Raw genomic sequence first — 18,527 nt, 5'->3', positions numbered from 1 at the left:
TCTAGTACCGCGGCCGGCGCGCCGGACGGTCGTCGCGGTCGCCACGGGGACCGCGACGGTCGTCACGGTCGTCGCGCGGGCCGCGACGGGGACCACCACCGGACGCCCCGCCGCCACGGCGGTCGGGCTTGATCTCGATGAGTCGGCCGCTGATGCGGGTGTCGCTGAGGCGGTCGAGCACGTCGCCGGGCATGTCGGACGGGAGCTCGACGATCGAGAACTCCGGCTGGATGCGGATCGCGCCGAAGTCGTCGCGACGAAGGCCGCCCTCGTTGGCGAGCGCGCCGACGATCTGCCGGGGCTCGACGCGGTGGCGGCGGCCGACCTCGATGCGGTACGGCGTCATCGGCACCGAACGGCGACGACGGTCACCGCCGTCGTCCTCGCGGTCGCGGCCCTTGCGCTCGTCGCGACGCTGGTCGCGCTCCACCTGGCGGCGGAGGGCGTCCTCGGCCGGGTCGAGGAGCAGCGGGGTGTCGCCCTGCGCGACGACGGCGAGCGCCGCCGCGACGTCCTGCTCGGGGACGTCGTGGTGCTCCACGTAGTGCGCGATGACGTCGCGGAACGCCTCGATGCGGTCGCGCGACTCGAGCGCCGCGGTGATGGCGTCGTCGAACCGCGTCAGGCGGGTGACGTTGACGTCCTCGATGCTCGGGAGCGTCATCTCGGTCAGCGGCTGGCGCGTGGCCTTCTCGATCGCGGTGAGCAGCCGACGCTCGCGGGGCGTGACGAAGCTGATCGCTGCGCCGCTCCGGCCGGCACGACCGGTGCGGCCGATGCGGTGCACGTAGGACTCGGTGTCGACGGGGATGTCGAAGTTCACCACGTGGGTGATGCGGTCGACGTCGAGACCGCGCGCGGCCACGTCGGTGGCGACGAGGATGTCGAGCTTGCCGGACTTCAGCTGGTTGACCGTGCGCTCGCGCTGGGCCTGGGCGACGTCACCGCTGATGGCGGCCGCGGCGTACCCGCGAGCGCGGAGCTTCTCGGCGAGGGTCTCGGTCTCGCTCTTCGTGCGCACGAAGATGATGAGGCCCTCGAAGTCCTCGACCTCGAGGATGCGGGTGAGCGCGTCGACCTTCTGCGCGTACGACACGATGAGGTAGCGCTGCGTCGTGTTCGCCGACGTGGTGGTCTTGGCCTTGACGGTGATCTCGGCCGGGTCGTTGAGGTACTGCTTCGAGATGCGGCGGATCTGCGCGGGCATGGTCGCCGAGAAGAGCGCGACCTGCTTGGTGTCCGGCGTCTCGGCGAGGATCGTCTCGACGTCTTCGGCGAAGCCCATCTTGAGCATCTCGTCGGCCTCGTCGAGGACGAGGTACTTCAGCTCGGACAGGTCGAGCGTGCCCTTGGCGATGTGGTCCATGATGCGTCCGGGCGTGCCGACGACGACGTCGACGCCACGACGCAGTGCCGAGAGCTGCACGCCGTACGCCTGGCCGCCGTAGACGGGCAGCACGTGCACGCCGCGCATGTGCGACGCGTACTGCTCGAACGCCTCGCACACCTGCAGGGCGAGCTCGCGGGTCGGGGAGAGCACGAGGGCCTGCGGCAGCTTGCTGCCCGACTCCATGCGGGACAGGACGGGCAGCGCGAAGGCGGCCGTCTTGCCGGTGCCGGTCTGGGCGAGGCCGACGACGTCGCGGCCCTCGAGCAGGGTCGGGATGGTGGCCGCCTGGATCGCGGAGGGGGTCTCGTACCCGATCTCCTTGACGGCCTTGAGCACGGGCTCGCTGAGCCCCAGGTCGGCGAACGTCACCACGGGTCCCTCGTCGGTCGGGTCGGTGGTGCTGTTCGTTTCGGAGGTCATCCTGGTACGGTACCCGGTTCCGGTGTCGAGTTCCGACCGATCTGGGTGTGGGCGGTGGTGCCCGGCGGGGGCCGATGGCCGCGGGCGGTGCTCACCACGCGCCGGGTACCGTCGGGCGGGACAGCACCCGGGAGAGGACACCCCCATGCAGCACCCCACCCCGATCACGCCGGGTCCCGGCCAGGAGTCCGTCTGGGACTACCCGCGCCCGCCCCGCGTCGACGCGAGCTCCGAACGCGTCGTGGTGCGGCTCGGCGGCGCGGTGATCGCGGACACGACATCGGCCGTCCGGGTGCTCGAGACCAGTCACCCGCCGGTGTACTACCTGCCGGTGTCGGACTTCGCACCGGGAGCCCTGACGCGCACGAGTGGCTCGAGCATGTGTGAGTTCAAGGGCCGCGCCGCGTACTTCGACGTGCACGGCGGCGACGGTCGGACCGTGTCCCGCGGCGCGTGGACGTACCCGACGCCTGAGCCGGGGTTCGGCGAGCTGGTCGACCGTGTGGCGGTGTACCCGTCCGAGATGGACTCCTGCGAGGTCGCCGGCGAACGGGTCCAGGCGCAGGCGGGCGACTTCTACGGCGGGTGGATCACGTCGCGCGTGGTCGGGCCGTTCAAGGGCGAGCCGGGGACCATGGGCTGGTAGCCAGCAGCGCGACGTGACCTGACCTGTCGGACGGCACCACAGCCTCCAGGCCGGTGCAGGTGCAGGTGCCGGTGCCGGTCAGCTGATCCGTTCGTAGTGCTGGATCTCCGGCCGGAGCTTCAGGACGCGCAGGACCGAACGCATGGCGTACGTCCCGGCACCGACGGTGATCCGGTAGTGGTCGCTCTGCTCGACCTCTGCGGCGATGTCGTCCTGGTTGTCGCGGGTGACGCCGTGGAACAGGAGGAGCACCCCGCAGTCCGGCGACGAGAACCGCACGTAGGGCGAGTGCGAGTACCGGCCGCTCGTGATCCCCACCGCGACGCCGTCCACGCGACAGTCGAGTGTGCGTGGATGCGCCTGGTCGTACGCGGGGAGCCCGAAGAGGAAAGCCGGCACCGCCAGCAAGGGCACGAAGACCACCACGAGCGTGACCACCGCCTTGAGCAGCGCCCGACGCGGATGGCGCCTGGCCCACTCTCGACGTCGGTTCTCCAGCCCGGTCTCCGAGTACCCGTGTCGTCCTGCCACCGCTCCCCCTCGTGGTCCCCGCTATCCTCGCAGAGCGGCGGAGCAGGGAGGGGACAGCGATGACGCATGCGGGGCCACGACCCAGGCGTCGGCCGTTCGTCGGTGCCCGACGAGCCTGGAAGTGGGTCAGGACCATGCCGCGGGAGGACCGCAGAGGTCTGGCCCTCGTCGCCGTGTTCCTGCTCGCCGGACTGCTGCTCCTGGCGAGCGGGCTGACCGTCCTCGCCGGGGTGTTCGCGGTCCCCGGGAAGTACGTCGCGCTGCACCACGACACGTCGCTCCGGGCGGACGGACGGACGGTCTTCGCGACCGTGACGGCGATCCGCGAGACCCGACACGTCGGGGACCCGGACTGGACGGAGTACACACCGACGGTCCGGACCCGCATCGACGGCGTCACCGAGTCGACGCGGCTCGACGACGACTCGGCGGACCAGCCGGACGTCTACCGGGTCGGGCAGCAGCTCCGCGTGATGTTCGACGCGGCGCACCCCGACGAGCTCCGCGTGCGCAGTGACCGCATCCGCGCGGCACTCGTCGCCGACGCCAGGACGTGGACGATCGTCCTGGGCTCCGGCGTGGTGGTCTTCGTCCCGCTCATGACGACGGCGGTGCGCTGGGTCCGTCGCCAGGAGCGGCGGACGGCCGGGGCGGTGTCCGAGATGCGGCTCCAGCGGGCTGCGGAGCGGATCGCCGCGCGCGACCGGGAGCGCGAGGAGCGACGATGAGGGCGGTGTGGGGTCGTCAGTACGAGGGGGGAGCACACATGGACTTCCAGCTGGCGCTCCGGCGCGCACGACAGGTGGTCGCGGCCACGATGCATCCGGGAATGCTGCGGGAGTCCGCAGGCCTCGACTGGGTCGAGGACGACGGGACGGTGGACGTCGAGCGCCTCGGCGCGACACGGGACGCACTCGAGCTGCTGCTCTCCGACCAGGCGGTCCTCCACGTGGGACGGGTGCGGAGCCTCCCGCTCGACGCGACTCGGCGCCGACTGCTGTCGGAGGCGATCGTCCGGACCGCCTTCGCACGGCTCGACGCCCGCGGCGCCGTCGGTGAAGCGACGCTCAACGCGGCCCTGGCGATGTTCGTCGAGGACGTTGCCGTCGTCCGACGGGACGCCGTGGACGACGGCGTGCTCACACGGTCATCAGACGGCAGCGCGTACCGACTGGTCGAGTAGGTGGATCCCGTCGGGACGCGGCGTCGACCTCGCCGCCGGCCGACCGCCCGAGGTCTGCCCGCTGCGCCCGGCGGCGGCCTCAGACGAGGGCCGCGCGCAGCGGCACCGTGACGAGGGCGTAGAGGAGGAAGAAGAACACCGAGTACGAGGCGATGAACAGGCTGCCCGTGACCAGGTTCTCGCGCGTCCGGAAGTGGGAGGCGATCTTCCGGAGGAGCCCCAGGGGGTGTTGCACGTCCCAGCTGTTGACCCGGATGTACCGGCCCAGGTAGACCCCGAAGCTCCCGAGGACGATCGCAGCGAGAGCGAACACCCACGACCCGGCCGACGCGAACTGCCCCGTGCGGTCGGGGCCGGTGAGCGCCTCGACGAGGAGCTGGATGACCGCCAGGCTCGCGATCCCGTTCATCACGCCGGACATCGACAGGGTGAGCGTCCCGATGATGTCGAACCACAGCGGGACCGGATCGTCGGCACGACGGTGGCTGTAGTTGAGCTCCGTGATGAGGTAGACCGAGTTCGGGAACAGCAACAGCCACACCACCGCCGCGACGCCCGTCCCGACCAGCAGGGCGATGCGGGTGACCTCGCTGACGCTGCCCGTCCGGAGCACGACCTCGCCGACGACCAACGCAGCGACCGGGATGGCGACCGCGACGAGGACCGGCAGCACCGACAGGCCGATGTTCAGCACCATCGGTCGGTACAGCGGCACGTGGAACAGACGCGCGCGTCCGAGCACCATCACCAACGCGTAGAGGTTCAGCACCACCAACACGACGGCCGGAACGATCACCACCACCGCTCCACCCCCGGTCATCCGCTCTCACCGCAGCGTACGCAGTCGCCGCCGTGTCCGTCCTGCCCTCCCCGGGCTGACCGGGTTCGGTCGGCGAACTCGGAGGGAAGCGGCGTGTCATTGCATTGTGCAACTTCGAGTGAGGTCCCCGTGGACGGCCCTCCTCCCTGCCTCTGTGGCCGTCGAGACCGCCGGACACGACCTGGAGGGGACCCTCGCCGACGACGAACGGGACGCCGTCGCGACGGCGCTCCCCGGTCGACGTGCGGAGTTCACGACCGGGCGTGTGCTCGCCCGCCGTGCCCTCGCCGCACTGGGCATCGCGGCCGGTCCCGTCCCCGCCGCACGGAGCGGAGCACCGACGTGGCCAGCAGGGGTCGTCGGCAGCATCACGCACTGCGCCGGGCTCCGCGCGTGCGCCGTTGGACGCCGCGACGACCACGCCGGGATCGGGATCGACGCGACACCGGCCCGGCCGTTGCCGCACGGCGTGCTCGCCCGCGTGGCGGACCTCGCGGACGCGTCCGTCGTCGCCGGTCTGGAGGCACTCCGGCGATCCGGAGTTGAGAGTCCGGACAGCGTGCTCCTGGCCGCCGCGGAGGCGGTCGCGAAGGCACGGTCCGCGGCGCACGACGGCTGGTACGGCATCGACGGCGCACACATCGCACTCGACCCCGACGGCACCTTCGCCGTCGGCGCGCGCCGTGGACCGACGTTCGCCGGGACCGGCAGATGGGTCGTGGACGAGGGACGGGCGCTGGCGGGCTTCACGCTCGCCGATCACTGAAACCGGTGCGCAGGGGCCACCGGACCGAACGAGGAGAGGACGACCACCATGGGGAAGCAGCACGACGACACGTCGATCGAGACAGTGTTCACACAGCACGCCGACCGTCCGGCACTGCGGCAGCGAGTCGGATCGGACATCACGGACACGAGCTTCCGGGAGCTGTGGGAGCGGGCGAGTGCACTGGCGGCGGCGCTCGAGGGAACCGTCTCCGTCGGCGACCGGATCGCGGTGCTCGGCGCCCCGACCGCCGACGTGGTCACGCTCGACCTCGCGTCGTGGATCCTCGGCGCCGTGAGCGTCCCGCTGCAGGCCAGCGCGCCCGTCAGCGCCCTGCAGGCGATCGTCGACGAGACCGCACCGGTCTGGTTCGCCACCACAGCCGAGCAGTCCACCGCGGCCCTGACAGCCGTCTCGGGCTCGAGCGGCGACGTGCGGACACTGCTGCTCGACGCGAGCGAGGGTGCCGACACCGGCGTGGTGACCACGATCGACGACCTCGTCGCCCGCGGCACCGACCTGCCCGGCCCGACCCCGTGGCACCCCGCTCCCGGCGACGACCCCCTCGCGCTCCTGCTCTACACGTCCGGCAGCACCGGCACCCCGAAGGGCGCGATGTACACGCGTTCCATGGTCGAGCGGCTGTGGCACGCACTCCGGCCTGACCCTGCCGCGAACGCAGACGTCGACGGCGCCGACGTCGTGGGGTACGCGTACCTCCCGATGAGCCACCTCACCGGCCGCGCCGCCCTGCTCGCCACGCTCGGCCGTGGCGGGACCGTCGCGCTCGCGACCTCGACCGACCTGTCGACGCTCTTCGACGACCTCCGGACCTTCGCGCCGACGGAGTTCGTCTTCGTGCCACGGGTCGCCGAGATGGTCCGGCAGGAGGGCGACCGGGAGGAACAGCGGAGGCTCGCAGACGGCAGCGAGGACCGCGCCGCCGTCCGCGCCGCGGTCCAGGCCGACCTCCGCGTGCGCGCGTTCGGCGGTCGGGTCCGCCAGGCGATCTGCGCCAGCGCGCCCCTGACCCCCGAGCTCCGCACGTACGTCGAGGAGTGCCTCGGGACGCCACTGCACGACCTGTACGGCTCGACCGAGGCGGGCAGCATCCTCCGCGACGGCGTCGTCCAGCAACCGCCGGTCACCGAGCACAAGCTGGTCGACGTCCCCGAGCTCGGGTACCACGTCACCGACCGGCCGTACCCGCGGGGCGAACTGCTCGTGAAGAGCACGGCGGTGATCCCCGGGTACTTCCGACGCCCGGACGTCACCGCCGCGGTCTTCGACGAGGACGGCTTCTACCGCACCGGCGACGTCATGGCACAGACCGGCCCCGGCACGTACGAGTACCTGGACCGCCGCAACAACGTCATCAAGCTCTCGCAGGGCGAGTTCGTCGCGGTGGCGGCGCTCGAGGCGACGTACGCCGGGACGCCCGGCGTCCACCAGATCGCGCTGCACGGCGACGGCCGGCACGCCTTCCTGGTCGCGGTCGTGGTGCCGACGAGCGCCGGGTCGTCCGAGCGCGACGTCCTCGCGGCCCTCCAGCGCACCGCGCGCGAGCACGGCCTCGCCCCGTACGAGGTGCCCCGTGGCGTGGTCGTCGAACCGCAGCCCTTCACGGTCGAGAACGGGCTGCTGTCCGACGCCGGCAAGCTCCTGCGCCCCCGGTTCACCGAGCGGTACGGCGAGCGCGTGGCCGCGCTCTACGACGCCCTCGACGCGCAGCAGAGCGGCACCCTCGTGGCCGCCCTGCGGGACCGCGCCGACGACGAGCCGACGGTCGACACCGTGGTGCGGGCGGCCCGGGAGTTCCTCGGCGCCGAGGTGTCCGCGGCCACCGCTGCCGCGGCCCGGTTCTCGGACCTCGGCGGCGACTCGCTGTCCGCGCTGACGTTCTCCGGGATCCTCGAGGACGTCTTCGACGCCGAGGTGCCCGTCGGCGTGATCACGGACCCGACCAACGACCTCGCCGCCGTGGCCGCGTTCGTCGACCGCTCGGCCTCCAGCGACCGGCCCACCGTCGCGGGCGTGCACGGTGCCGGTGCCTCCACGCTCGATGCCGGCGACCTCCGTCTCGACCGGGTGCTCGGTACCGTCCCGGTGCCGGTCCCCCGTGTCCCGGCGACGACGGGGTACCCCCGGACCGTCCTGCTGACCGGCGCCAACGGCTACCTCGGGCGGTTCATGGCGATCGACTGGCTCGAACGCCTCGCCCCGGCCGGAGGAACACTGGTCTGCATCGTGCGCGGAGCCGACGACGCCGACGCCCGACGCCGACTCGACGTCGCCTTCGCCGCCGATCCGGCGTTCGCCGCGCGCTTCGCCGAGCTCGGGGGTTCGGTCGAGGTCCTGGCCGGCGACGTCAGCGAACACCTCCTCGGCCTCGACGAGCCGCGGTGGCACGACCTCGCTGCCCGCGTGGACCTGATCGCGCACGCCGCAGCCCTCGTCAACCACGTCCTGCCGTACACGGCGCTCTTCGGTCCGAACGTGGTGGGCACCGCCGAGGTCGTCCGCCTGGCGATCGCCGCCGGCAGCGTCCCCGTCACCTTCGTCTCGAGTGTCGCCGTCGCGGGTGGTGCTCGGCCCTCCGCGGACGCCGAAGCCGATCCGGCCGCGCCCGCCGCACTCGCCGAGCACGCCGACATCCGGACCACGATCCCCCGCTGGCAGGTCGGCGACGAGTACGCCAACGGGTACGGAGCGAGCAAGTGGGCGAGCGAGGTGCTGCTGCACGAGGCGCACGACCACCACGGCGTCCCGGTCGCCGTGTTCCGCTCCGACATGGTCCTGGCACACCCGCGGTGGCGCGGCCAGGTGAACCTCCCCGACGTCTTCACCCGGCTGGTCTGGAGTGTGCTCACCACCGGGCTCGCGCCGGTGTCCTTCGTCCGTCGCGGGCCGGACGGGGAGCGTCTCCCGTCCCACTACGACGGGCTGCCAGCCGACTTCACCGCCGCCGCGATCGATGCGATCGGCGCCTCGGTCACCGAGGGACACCGCACCTACAACGTCGTGAACCCCCACGACGACGGCGTCTCGCTCGACACCTTCGTCGACTGGCTCGTCGAGGACGGGCACGACGTCGAGCGCGTCCCCGACCACGCGGCGTGGGCGGAGCGGTTCCGCGCGGCACTCGAAGCGTTGCCTGACGAGGACCGCGCCCGGTCGGTCCTGCCGCTGATGCACGCGTTCGCCGCACCCGAGGAACCCCATGCCGGTTCCGCGGTCCCCGCCACGGCGTTCTCCGACGCCGTCCGCTCGGTCCGCCCACTCGGGTCACCCGACATCCCGTCGCTCGACCACGCGCTCATCACGAAGGTGGCGGAGGACCTCGCGTTCCTCGGACTGCTCGATCCCGGGGCGCCTGTGCGGTGAGGAGCAGACCACGTCCGGAGGGTGGGGCGATGCACGACGACGAGTTCTCCGCAGGTCACATCGACGTCGTGCTGTTCGACGTCATCGGCACGCTCGTGGACGAGGACGCCGCGCTGCGGCGCGTGGCACAGCACGTCCACCCTCCTCGGCCTCGAGCGCCCGGACGACCTGCACCGGCGCTGGGCGGCACATCTGGACGAGCAGATGGGGTCGATCGTCACCGGCGACGCGGCGTGGCGCCCGCACCACCGGGTGTCCGGCACCGCGGCAGCAGCGGCGATCACGAGTCTGGGTGCGGTGCCGACCCGGGAGGCACTGGTGCTGGCCGAGTCGGTCGACCGGACGTACCGTGCATGGCCCGACGTCCCCGACGCGACCGCGGCGCTCCGGCGCGAGCACGTCGTCGCCGGCCTCAGCAACGGTGACCTCGACGCGCTCGCGCGCGTCGCGAACACCGAGCGGATCAGCTGGGACGTGGTGCTCTCGACCGGTCCCGCCCGGACGTTCAAGCCCGCTCCCGCGGCCTACGAGTACGCCGTCGACGCCCTGCGTCTCGACCCGCGACGGACGCTGTTCACCGCGGCGCATCCCTGGGACCTCCGTGCCGCCGCCGAGCACGGGTTCCGCACGGCGTACGTCGCCCGGCCCGGAGCGGAACGCCCCGTGGACGAGGACCGGTTCGACCTCACGGTCCCCGACCTGGCCGCACTGAGCGCGCTCCTCGCCTGAGTCGCCGGGCGGCACGGGGATCCCGGTCTCGCGCTCATCCCCGATCGCGGAGGCTCTGCACCGCGACGCGGAGTCGCTCGTTGTCCACCGCACGGTCACCGAAGAGCACGATCGCGGTCCCGGTCTCGCCGGCGGCAGCCTGCACGGCAGCTGCTGCCACCCGCGGATCGGAGAGACCGTCGCTCCATGCGGTCCGGTCCCGACGGATCGACGCGACGACGCGTTCGTAGTCGCGGACCGCATCCGGGTCGACCGCCCGCGCGGCTCGCAGCACGGCCTGCCGGGCAGCGTGTGGGGCCACCGCCAGGAGGAGCCTGCCGGCCGCGGTCGTCAGCGGGTCCCGCAGGACGTGACGGTCGAAGATCGAGGCGAACTGCATCGGGAGGTCCCTGGAGCGCTGCGTGTAGACGACGTGGTGGCCGACCCGCACCGCCGTCGCGACGCCGAGGCTGAACTGCTCCGCGATCGCGTCGACGTCCACGTCCGGTCCGGGACCGTCACCGTGGGCGAGCAGGTCGAGCACGAGCGGTGCCGCTCCGACCCGGAACCGCCGTCCCTCGGGGACGAGCCACCCGTGCTCGACGAGTCCCGCCACCAGGTCGTGGGCGGACGACGTCGGCGCACCGATCCCCCGGGCGATCTCGCTCAGGGTCGGCGGCCGGTCGGCCCGCGCGACGACGTCGAGGATCCCGACGACGCGGTCCACGGTCCGATGGCTGCTCACCATCCGAGTCTTCCGCATTTCCGGAAGTCGTTGCAGCGGCGACGCGACGCTCGGAGCATCGTGGGCATGACGACGACGCCCCTCGCGGACCTGACCGACCTCCTCCGACTCGCGGCCGACGACGTCGAGATCGTGGGAGCGGAACCCCCGACTCGGTCGCCACACCGGCTCGCGGAGTGCATGGCTGCAGCGATGGCCGTGCACGGCGCCGCGGGGGTTCGTCTCGCCGAGCGGCGCGGCGGACCTCGACGGACGACGTCGGTCCGCACCGACGACGCCCTGCTGCAGCTGATGGCGGTGTTCGCGACGCGGATCGGTGACGTGCCCGTCGCCGGCACGATGGAGGATCCGAACCTGCTCGGCGACAGCGCGTTCTACCGGTGCCGCGACGGACGCGAGGTGTTCCTGCTGCTGTCCTACCCGCACCTGCGGGACCGAGCCCTCCGGGTCCTGCGGTGCGCACCGGACCGAGCAGCGATCACCGAGGCCGTGTCCCGATGGGACGCCGCCGAGCTGGAACGGGCCGTCGTCGCGGTCGGGGGCACGGCGACCATGGTGCGCACGACCGAGGAGTGGGCGGCCTCCGATGCCGGACGGGCGATCGCGGACGACCCCGTCATCGGGATCGTCCGCACGGGTGACGCGGAACCGCGGCAGCACGCCTCGCTGACCGCGACGGACGCGCCGATGCGGGGGCTCCGCGTGCTCGATCTCACGCACGTCATCGCCGGGCCGGTCGCCGGCCGGCTCGCGGCCGAGCACGGTGCCGACGTCCTCCACCTGTCCCGACCTGACCGTCCCGATCCGAACGCGATGATCATCGAGACCGGGACGGGCAAGCGCAACGCCTACTGCGACCTCCGCACGGGTGACGGCCGGAGTGCGTTCGAACGCCTCCTCACGACCGCGGACGTCGTGCTCCACAGCTACCGGGACATGGCACGCTTCGGCCTCGACGCCGACCAGATGGCCGCCGACCACCCCGGGACCGTGTTCGCAGACGTCCACGGCTGGGGCACGACCGGACCGTGGGCGGACCGCGGCGGGTTCGACCAGCTCGCGTGTGCCGCGACGGGGTTCGCACTCGAGGAAGGCGGAGGGGAGCGTGCGGCGCTGCCGCCGACGTACCTGCTCAACGACTACGTCGCGGCGTTCCTGCTCTCCGCCGGCATCCAGACCGCACTCGCGCGGCAGGCGAGCGAGGGCGGGACGTGGCACGTGCACGTCGACCTCGCTCGGGTGTGCACCTGGGTCCAGGGGTTCGGGACGGATCCGCACCGGTCCCACGAGACGGACGGTGACCTGCGTGACCGACTCGACGACGTCGAGCTCGTCGTCCGGTCCGGCCCGTTCGGCGAGGTCCGTTCGCTGGCACCGCGCGTCCGGGTCACCCCGTCGTGGGACGCCAGGGTCCGTCCTCCGGCGCCCCTGGGGTCCTCGCCGCTCGGGTGGGAGCACTGAGCGAGGGTCCCCCGACGCGTCCTCGCTACCCGCGGTCGACCGCCCGACGGCTGCCGCGCCGCAGTGCCCCGAAGACGACCGTGCCGACGAACAGCACGACGCCGATGATGCCGATCCAGAGCAGCCCGTGCAGGGCGAACCCGACGACGGCGACGATCGCCCAGAGGACGAGGAGGACGATGACGGTCTTCATGTGGCTTCCTTCGGTGGTGGTGGGACGGGTCAGTGGATGCGCAGCTCGGTGACGAGCGGACAGGCGAACGGGTCACGTGCCGTGACGCCCACCCGGTTGAGGTAGCGCACCACGATCCCGTACGACCGCAGCAGGGTCGTCTCGGTGTACGGGACGTCGAGCGCGTGACAGTGCCCGCGGACGAGCAGGCGCGCGTGCCGCAGCGCCGGACGCGGCATCGAGGGGAACAGGTGGTGCTCGACCTGGTGGTTCAGGCCGCCCATCAGGAACGAGACCCACCAGCCACCGCGGATGTTGCGGGAGGTGCGGACCTGGCGGGAGAAGAAGTCGACCTTCGCGTCGTGGGCGATCGTCGGCATGCCCTTGTGGTTCGGGGCGAACGAGGCGCCCATCATGACGCCGAACACGGCGAGCTGCACCCCGAGGAACGCACACGCCATCCCGAGCGGCAGGAACCGGAACACGACGGTCAGGTAGATCGCGAACCTCGCGACGAGGAGCACACCCTCGAGGGCACGACCCCGCACGTCCGGACGGGCTCCGACACCGCGGACGACGGCGACGACGGCGTGCCGGTGCAGGTTCAGGCCCTCGAGGGTGAGGAGTGGGAAGAACAACCAGCCCTGGTGGCGCAGGAACGTCCGCATCAGGGGCCCGCGCACGGCGGCGGCGTCCTCGGGCAGGAACCGGATGCCGTCGGGCTCGATGTCGGGGTCCTTCCCGACGGTGTTCGGGTTGCCGTGGTGCCGGGTGTGCTTGTGCATCCACCACGAGTAGCTGAGGCCGACCAGGAAGGTCCCGAGCCACCGTCCGGCGTGGTCGTTCCACTTCTGCGAGGCGAACACCTGCCGGTGCGCGGCTTCGTGCGACAGGAACGCGAACTGGGTGAAGAGGACACCGAGGGCCCCGGCGACGACCAGCTGCGACCAGGAGTCGCCGAGGACGGCGAACGCCGTCCAGCACCCGGCCGTCGCGAGGACCAGGGCGGCGAAGAGCGTCCAGTAGAAGCCACGTCGGCGACGGAGCAGCCCGGCTTCCTTGACCTGCGCGAGCAGGGCGGAGTACGTCGACGTGCCGCCCGTCCGGGCTCCACCCGGAGTGGCGCCCGTCGTGCGGTAGTGGACGGCGGTGGCGCCGTCGTCGTGCTGTTCCAAACCTGTGCTCCCGGGGTGCAACGGAACGAAGAGGGGTTCCGGCGACCGGGGTCAGGGGCAGCTCGCGTCCAACGCTAGGACACGCGCCGGAATGCTCGCAAGTCCACCGACCGTCGCGCGCGTCCAGTGCGGTCACGGACGCGCGCCGATGGCGGCTACGGTGGTGTCCGTCCGTCGAGGAGGCTGCCCACTGATGACCGAGACCCGCGAGACACGACTGGTCGACACCTTCGTCGCACTGACCGACAACCTCGTCGCCGACTACGACGTCCTCGACGTCCTGCAGACCCTCGTCGACCGTTCCGTGGAGCTCTTCGACGCGGCGGCCGGCGCCATCCACCTGCTCAACCGCGACGGCGCCCTCGAGGTCGCTGCGTCCACCAGTGAGCGCAGCGGGTTCATCGGCCTCCTGCAGCTGAACGCCGGTGAGGGACCGTGCATCACCGCGGTGACGACCGGTGAGCTGGTGACGTCGGAGGACATCGCCTCGCTGGCGGAGCGCTGGCCGCGATTCGCCGCGGCGTCGAAGGACCACGGGTACCGCAGCGTCCACGCGATCCCGCTGCGGCTCCGTGACGACGTCATCGGGTCGCTGAACCTGTTCCGCGAGCTCGACGGAGCGCTCAACGGTGCCGACGCGCGCGCTGCACAGGCGCTCGCGGACGTCGCGACGATCAGCATCCTGCAGCAGCGGACCATGCGGGACGCCACCGTCACCGCCGAGCAGCTGCAGTACGCCCTCGACGCGAAGGTCCCGATCGAACAGGCCAAGGGCTACGTCGCTCGGGCACTGTCCGTCGACGTGGACACCGCGCGCGAGGTCCTGCGGCGCTACGCGCGCTCGGTGCAGCGCAAGCTCAGCGAGGTCGCCGTCGAGGTGGCCGACGGGACGATCCCGCTCGACGACGTCCTCGCCGGCTCCCCGCGCGACCCTCGGTGACCGGACCGCTCAGGCGCCGGGGCTGGTGTAGTGCCGCGACTGTCGCATGAAGAACCACCAGCCGGTGGCGAGCAGCAGCGGTCCGGCGAGCGGCGCGACCTCGGCGAGCCACACCGGCACGAGGAGCTCGTCGGTCTTGGCGAGCACCACGGTCGCGGGCAGGTACGCGATGAACGCCAACGGCAGGGCGAACGTGAGGGCGTACACGCCGGCGGGCCCGAACACGGGCAAGGGGTAGGCGCCGAAGTCGGTGAGGGTGTTGTCGACGCTGACCTTGAGGTCGCGCGTCGACCCGAGCCGGAACGACAACCCGGCGAGCCCGATCTGCAGCCCGGCCTCGAGCAGGCCGCCGCCGATCGCGGCCGCGACGGTGAGGGCGACCAGCCACGGCGTCCACGCGATCGGCGCGAGCGTGACCGCGGTCACGAGGATGCCGAGGCCGAGCGCCAGGTCCCCGAGCGTGCCGAGGTTGAACCACCGGGTCAGCAGCTGGATCAGCGGTGGGACCGGGCGCAGCAGGAACCGGTCGTAGTCGCCCTGCCGGATCACCTGGTCGGTGGCCAGGTGCTGCCCGAAGAAGACCGTCCCGACACCGTGCGCGGTGAGCCGCAGCCCGTACAGGAACGCGATCTGCGCGGTGCTCCACCCCGCGATCGCACCGAAGCGGTCGAGCAGCACGCCGATGAAGAGCAGCTGCGTCCCCTGCAGAGCCGCGCTGCCGGCCATCATCAGGACCAGGTTGCCCTTGTAGATCAAGGACTGCCGGAACGCGGCGGCGAGCAGGATCCGCCACTGCCGGAACCAGCCGGGAGGCGCGGGTCGCGTCGCCCGGACCGTCGTGCGTCCGACGTCACCCACCGTTGATCACCGTCCTCCGCAGGGCGCGCTGCCACACCAGATGGGCGGCGAACGCCAGCACGACGATCCACCCGGCCTGGAGGGCGAGTTCGCCGAGGACGTCCCATTCTGGCGACCGGTCGAACCAGATCGAGAGCGGCGTGAAGATCTGCGCGCTGAACGGCAGCGCGCGGAGGACCCCGGCGAGGCCGTCGGGCATGAACCAGAGCGGGATGAGCGACCCCGAGCAGAACGCCGCCGCCATGCTGTAGATCATGTAGGCGCCGCCGACGTCGGTCGTCCAGAACGCGGTGAGTCCGACGATGAGGTTGCACTGGATCGCGATGACCAGCCCGAGCACGGCGCTCAGCACGAACGCGCCCGTCTGCCACCAGGTGCTCGGCGCGGGGACGGCGCCGACGAGCAGCGCGAGGGCGAGCCCGACGACCGCCTTCGGGACGTTCGCCAGGGAACTGCCGAGCTGCGCGGCGACGGTCTGCGTGATGAGCCCGACCGGTCGCATGATGTCGAACACGACGCTGCCGTCCCGGACCCGGGTGTTCAGCGACGAGAAGTGCCACGGTTGGAACATGACCGCGAAGAGCGCGCCGAGCACGGCGTAGCCGACGGCGTCGGCACGGTCGACGCCGCTCACCGACCCCCGCTCGCCGTAGACGGCGTTCCAGACGAGCATCACGAGGACGACCCGTAGCACCGTGCTGACGGTCCCCACGAGGACGTCGGCGCGGAAGACCAGGACCGAGCGCATCCCCTGCCCGACCAGCGCGAGACGGACGGCGACCGGACCCGCCGGGCGGTCCCGGGCCTCCAGGCCGTCCGGCAGCGCGACGTCAGCCGACATCACGCACCGACCGCGCCGTGTAGATCTCGGTGATCACGTCCTCCAGCTCCGGTTCGCGGACCGTCAGGTCCGCGACCGGCAGTGCCGCCGTGGTCCGGGCGATCGCCGTCGAGGTCGACACCTCGGCCGGGTCGAAGCGCAGGTCGAGCAGCTGCGCCTCGCCGTGCGGACGGACGCCGACGCGCTGCACGCCGTCGACCGACCAGTCCCGCGGCTCCGGTCCGGAGAGCTCGACGCGGAGCGTGCGGTGCGGCAGGTAGGCGCGGCGGAGTGCGTCGAGGTCGCCGTCGAACAGGATGCGTCCCTCGTCGATGATCACCACCCGCCGGCACAGCTGTTCCACGTCACCGATGTCGTGCGTGGTGAGCATGACCGTCGTCCCGGCGGTGCGGTTCCGCTCGCGGACGAAGTCCCGGATCCGTGCCTTCGCGACGACGTCGAGCCCGACCGTCGGCTCGTCCAGGTACAGCACCGGCGGCTCGTGCAGCATCGCCGCGACGAGGTCGCCGCGCATCCGCTGCCCGAGGCTCAGGGTCCGGACCGGACGGTCGATGAAGGGCCCGAGGTCGAGCAGGTCGACGAACTCGTCGAGGGTCCTCCGGTAGTCCGACGGCGTGATGCCGTAGAGCTTCGCGAGGACGTCGAACGAGTCCCGCAACGGCAGGTCGAACCACAGCTGCGTACGCTGCCCGAACACCGCGCCGATCGTCCGCGCGTTCGCCGAGCGGTCCTTCCACGGCACCATCCCGTTCACCCGGACCTCGCCGCTCGTGGGGACGAGCACCCCGGTGAGCATCTTGATCGTCGTGGACTTCCCGGCACCGTTCGGCCCGAGGTAGCCGACGACCTCTCCCGGCTCGATCGTCAGCGAGACGCCGTCCACCGCGCGGTTCGTGACCGACTTCGTCGTGAACAGGTTCCGGACGCCGGAGAACGCCCCCTGTACCCGGACCGGGCGCGAGAACTCCTTGACCAGGCTGTCGGCGACGATGAGCGACATTCGTCCAACGTATCGACGAATCCTCGTGGAGACCAGGGGCATCACCACATCACGATCAATACTCTTGTTGAATGAGTATACTGACCACATGAGTACCGCAGAGATGCGTGAGCCGACGATGCTCGTGCTCACCGCACTGGCCGGGGGCCGTGCCCACGGGTACGCGCTGATCGCCGAGACCGAGTCACTGTCCGAGGGACGCGTGAACCTCAGGGTGGGGACGCTCTACGCCGTGCTCGACCGCCTCCTCGACCAGGGCCTCGTCCAGGACGCCGGCGACGAGGTCGTCGACGGTCGTCACCGGAAGTACTTCGAGCTCACCGACGCCGGTGGAGCGGCCCTCGAGCGCGAGGTCCGACGACTCGAGGCGAACGCCAGCGCCGCGCGCCGTCGCCTGCAGGCCTGGCGCCCGGGGCCTGCAATCAGGGTTGCACAGCCCGGACCCGGCGGCGCCGCATGAGCACCAGGCGGCTCGAGGAGCAGTACCGCGCCGCAGTGCGCTGGTACCCGCCACGGTGGCGACGACGGTTCGGCGACTCGATGGTCGGTGTGCTGCTCGACGTCGCCGACAGCGAAGGGCGCCGCACCCCGGTGCTCGGCGAGCTCGTCGACCTGCGCCGACGAGCCCTGGTCGAGTGGCTGAACGCCCTGGTGCCGGAAGCGGTGCGCACCCTGGTCGCCTCGCTCTCGACCGGCGCACTCGCGGCGTTCTCGCTCGTGTACTGCTGCTTCGTGACCTCCCCCGCCGGCTTCGACGCCACGGCCACCTCCGGTCGACTCCCGACGTTCGGACCCTTCCTCAACGCGAGCCCGCTCTTCATCGCACCGGTCCTGGTCATGGCGTCGGCGGCGTTCGCCGGGTCCCGGTTGCTGGCGCACCTGGTCGGTGTGGTCGCCCTCGTCGGCGTGGTCGTCGCGGCGCACGTCCGCTTCGCCACGGGCAACTGGAACGGACCGGGTTCGACGACGCTCGCGTTCGTGGCGCTGACGGTCGTCGCCGCGAACGTGGGCGATCCGCGACGCCGTCGGCCGGCACTCGCAGCGTTCGGCGTCGTCGGGGTCGCGTCAGCCCTGCTCGGCGTGATGCGGCTGCCGAGCGGACGGCCGTGGGAGTACCAGTTCGTCGGGGACGCCGGCTGGTGGACCTTCGTGCTGTCCCCGTGGGCCCTCGCGGGGGCCGGGCTCCTGGTCCTCGTCGCCGTCGTCGTCCTCGTCCTGACACGACAGCGCATCTGGGCAGCGGCGATCGCAGTCACCTGGCTCCCGTGGGCCGCAGCCGCGACGGTGACCATGCGGGTGTTCGCGGGCGAGGCCGCCGACGCCCTCGTGATCGCGTTCGGTTCGATCGTCCTCGCGGTGGCGACCGCCCGTCGGGCTCGAGCATCGGGATCGGCACCGGAGGAGAACTCGTCCAAACCGTTTGCGTGAGGGTGTCGAATCACTTGCACAGTCCGGGAAACACCCGGGGCGCTCACCAGCCGCAGTCA

General features: G+C 71.8%; 19 protein-coding genes. 10 read left to right on the top strand and 9 right to left on the bottom strand.

What is annotated here, in order from left to right; genetic code table 11:
• Window position 1: 1 nt before the first annotated feature.
• Window positions 2-1,810, bottom strand: a complete 1,809-nt coding sequence (locus FS641_RS17175) for a DEAD/DEAH box helicase (RefSeq protein WP_144766097.1) — start codon at window positions 1,808-1,810, stop codon at window positions 2-4.
• Between the two features lie 145 nt (window positions 1,811-1,955).
• Between FS641_RS17175 and FS641_RS17170 the strand changes: the two genes are divergently transcribed.
• Entirely contained in the window at window positions 1,956-2,456 is a 501-nt protein-coding gene (locus FS641_RS17170; RefSeq protein WP_144766095.1) for a DUF427 domain-containing protein, read from the top strand.
• 78 nt (window positions 2,457-2,534) lie between these two features.
• Here FS641_RS17170 and FS641_RS17165 read toward each other — a convergent pair whose 3' ends face one another.
• Window positions 2,535-2,987 carry a hypothetical protein gene (locus FS641_RS17165; protein WP_144766093.1) on the bottom strand — a complete coding sequence of 151 codons (453 nt, stop codon included), beginning with the start codon at window positions 2,985-2,987 and terminating at the stop codon, window positions 2,535-2,537.
• Between the two features lie 134 nt (window positions 2,988-3,121).
• Between FS641_RS17165 and FS641_RS17160 the strand changes: the two genes are divergently transcribed.
• Together FS641_RS17160 and FS641_RS17155 are read left to right on the top strand one after the other, a co-directional pair.
• The gene (locus FS641_RS17160) at window positions 3,122-3,715 is read left to right on the top strand and encodes a DUF3592 domain-containing protein (protein ID WP_186317826.1); all 594 of its coding nucleotides are present in this window, start codon (window positions 3,122-3,124) and stop codon (window positions 3,713-3,715) included.
• 38 nt (window positions 3,716-3,753) lie between these two features.
• Window positions 3,754-4,170 carry a DUF2087 domain-containing protein gene (locus FS641_RS17155; RefSeq protein WP_186317825.1) on the top strand — a complete coding sequence of 139 codons (417 nt, stop codon included), beginning with the start codon at window positions 3,754-3,756 and terminating at the stop codon, window positions 4,168-4,170.
• Window positions 4,171-4,249: 79 nt separating this feature from the next.
• Here the strand turns inward: FS641_RS17155 and FS641_RS17150 are convergent, their stop codons facing one another.
• Window positions 4,250-4,990 carry a DUF1361 domain-containing protein gene (locus FS641_RS17150; RefSeq protein WP_144766087.1) on the bottom strand — a complete coding sequence of 247 codons (741 nt, stop codon included), beginning with the start codon at window positions 4,988-4,990 and terminating at the stop codon, window positions 4,250-4,252.
• A 154-nt stretch (window positions 4,991-5,144) separates the two neighbouring features.
• On the opposite strand from FS641_RS17150, the gene FS641_RS17145 reads away from it, so the two are divergent.
• The 3 genes from FS641_RS17145 (at window position 5,145) to FS641_RS17135 (ending at window position 9,869) form a co-directional block, all read left to right on the top strand.
• Window positions 5,145-5,756, top strand: coding sequence for a 4'-phosphopantetheinyl transferase (locus FS641_RS17145; RefSeq protein WP_260855907.1), 612 nt, complete (start codon window positions 5,145-5,147; stop codon window positions 5,754-5,756).
• Window positions 5,757-5,804: 48 nt separating this feature from the next.
• Window positions 5,805-9,140, top strand: a complete 3,336-nt coding sequence (gene car / locus FS641_RS17140; RefSeq protein ID WP_144766083.1) for a carboxylic acid reductase — start codon at window positions 5,805-5,807, stop codon at window positions 9,138-9,140.
• 204 nt (window positions 9,141-9,344) lie between these two features.
• Window positions 9,345-9,869 (top strand): HAD-IA family hydrolase, encoded by a 525-nt coding sequence (locus tag FS641_RS17135; RefSeq protein WP_144766081.1) that lies wholly within the window; start codon window positions 9,345-9,347, stop codon window positions 9,867-9,869.
• A 34-nt stretch (window positions 9,870-9,903) separates the two neighbouring features.
• Here FS641_RS17135 and FS641_RS17130 read toward each other — a convergent pair whose 3' ends face one another.
• Window positions 9,904-10,593, bottom strand: coding sequence for a helix-turn-helix domain-containing protein (locus tag FS641_RS17130; RefSeq protein ID WP_186317824.1), 690 nt, complete (start codon window positions 10,591-10,593; stop codon window positions 9,904-9,906).
• Window positions 10,594-10,659: 66 nt separating this feature from the next.
• Here FS641_RS17130 and FS641_RS17125 point away from each other — a divergent pair, with 66 nt between their 5' ends.
• A complete protein-coding gene (locus tag FS641_RS17125) occupies window positions 10,660-12,054 on the top strand; it encodes a CoA transferase (RefSeq protein ID WP_144766077.1) in 1,395 nt (464 codons plus the stop codon).
• A 25-nt stretch (window positions 12,055-12,079) separates the two neighbouring features.
• Here FS641_RS17125 and FS641_RS18210 read toward each other — a convergent pair whose 3' ends face one another.
• Together FS641_RS18210 and FS641_RS17120 are read right to left on the bottom strand one after the other, a co-directional pair.
• The gene (locus FS641_RS18210; protein ID WP_186317823.1) at window positions 12,080-12,247 is read right to left on the bottom strand and encodes a hypothetical protein; all 168 of its coding nucleotides are present in this window, start codon (window positions 12,245-12,247) and stop codon (window positions 12,080-12,082) included.
• 29 nt (window positions 12,248-12,276) lie between these two features.
• Entirely contained in the window at window positions 12,277-13,401 is a 1,125-nt protein-coding gene (locus FS641_RS17120) for an acyl-CoA desaturase (RefSeq protein WP_144766075.1), read from the bottom strand.
• Window positions 13,402-13,594: 193 nt separating this feature from the next.
• On the opposite strand from FS641_RS17120, the gene FS641_RS17115 reads away from it, so the two are divergent.
• A complete protein-coding gene (locus FS641_RS17115; RefSeq protein WP_144766073.1) occupies window positions 13,595-14,341 on the top strand; it encodes a GAF and ANTAR domain-containing protein in 747 nt (248 codons plus the stop codon).
• Between the two features lie 9 nt (window positions 14,342-14,350).
• Here FS641_RS17115 and FS641_RS17110 read toward each other — a convergent pair whose 3' ends face one another.
• From FS641_RS17110 to FS641_RS17100, 3 genes are read right to left on the bottom strand one after another with little or no spacing between them, the layout of a single operon-like run.
• Complete coding sequence (locus FS641_RS17110) at window positions 14,351-15,199, bottom strand: ABC transporter permease (RefSeq protein WP_144766071.1); 849 nt, start codon at window positions 15,197-15,199, stop codon at window positions 14,351-14,353.
• A complete protein-coding gene (locus FS641_RS17105; protein ID WP_144766069.1) occupies window positions 15,192-16,040 on the bottom strand; it encodes an ABC-2 family transporter protein in 849 nt (282 codons plus the stop codon). The genes FS641_RS17110 and FS641_RS17105 overlap by 8 nt, the downstream gene beginning before the upstream one ends.
• Entirely contained in the window at window positions 16,030-17,040 is a 1,011-nt protein-coding gene (locus FS641_RS17100; protein ID WP_144766067.1) for an ATP-binding cassette domain-containing protein, read from the bottom strand. The genes FS641_RS17105 and FS641_RS17100 overlap by 11 nt, the downstream gene beginning before the upstream one ends.
• Window positions 17,041-17,128: 88 nt before the next feature.
• Between FS641_RS17100 and FS641_RS17095 the strand changes: the two genes are divergently transcribed.
• Together FS641_RS17095 and FS641_RS17090 are read left to right on the top strand one after the other, a co-directional pair.
• Entirely contained in the window at window positions 17,129-17,500 is a 372-nt protein-coding gene (locus FS641_RS17095) for a PadR family transcriptional regulator (protein ID WP_144766065.1), read from the top strand.
• Entirely contained in the window at window positions 17,497-18,468 is a 972-nt protein-coding gene (locus tag FS641_RS17090) for a hypothetical protein (protein WP_144766063.1), read from the top strand. Before FS641_RS17095 ends, FS641_RS17090 begins: the two co-directional genes overlap by 4 nt.
• The last annotated feature ends 59 nt before the right edge of the window (window positions 18,469-18,527 follow it).

The sequence above is a fragment of the Curtobacterium sp. 9128 genome (genome assembly GCF_007673775.1).
Classification (GTDB): domain Bacteria; phylum Actinomycetota; class Actinomycetes; order Actinomycetales; family Microbacteriaceae; genus Curtobacterium.
Note: the sequence above shows the minus strand (reverse complement) of the source record. Positions and strands in the feature narration are given on the sequence as shown.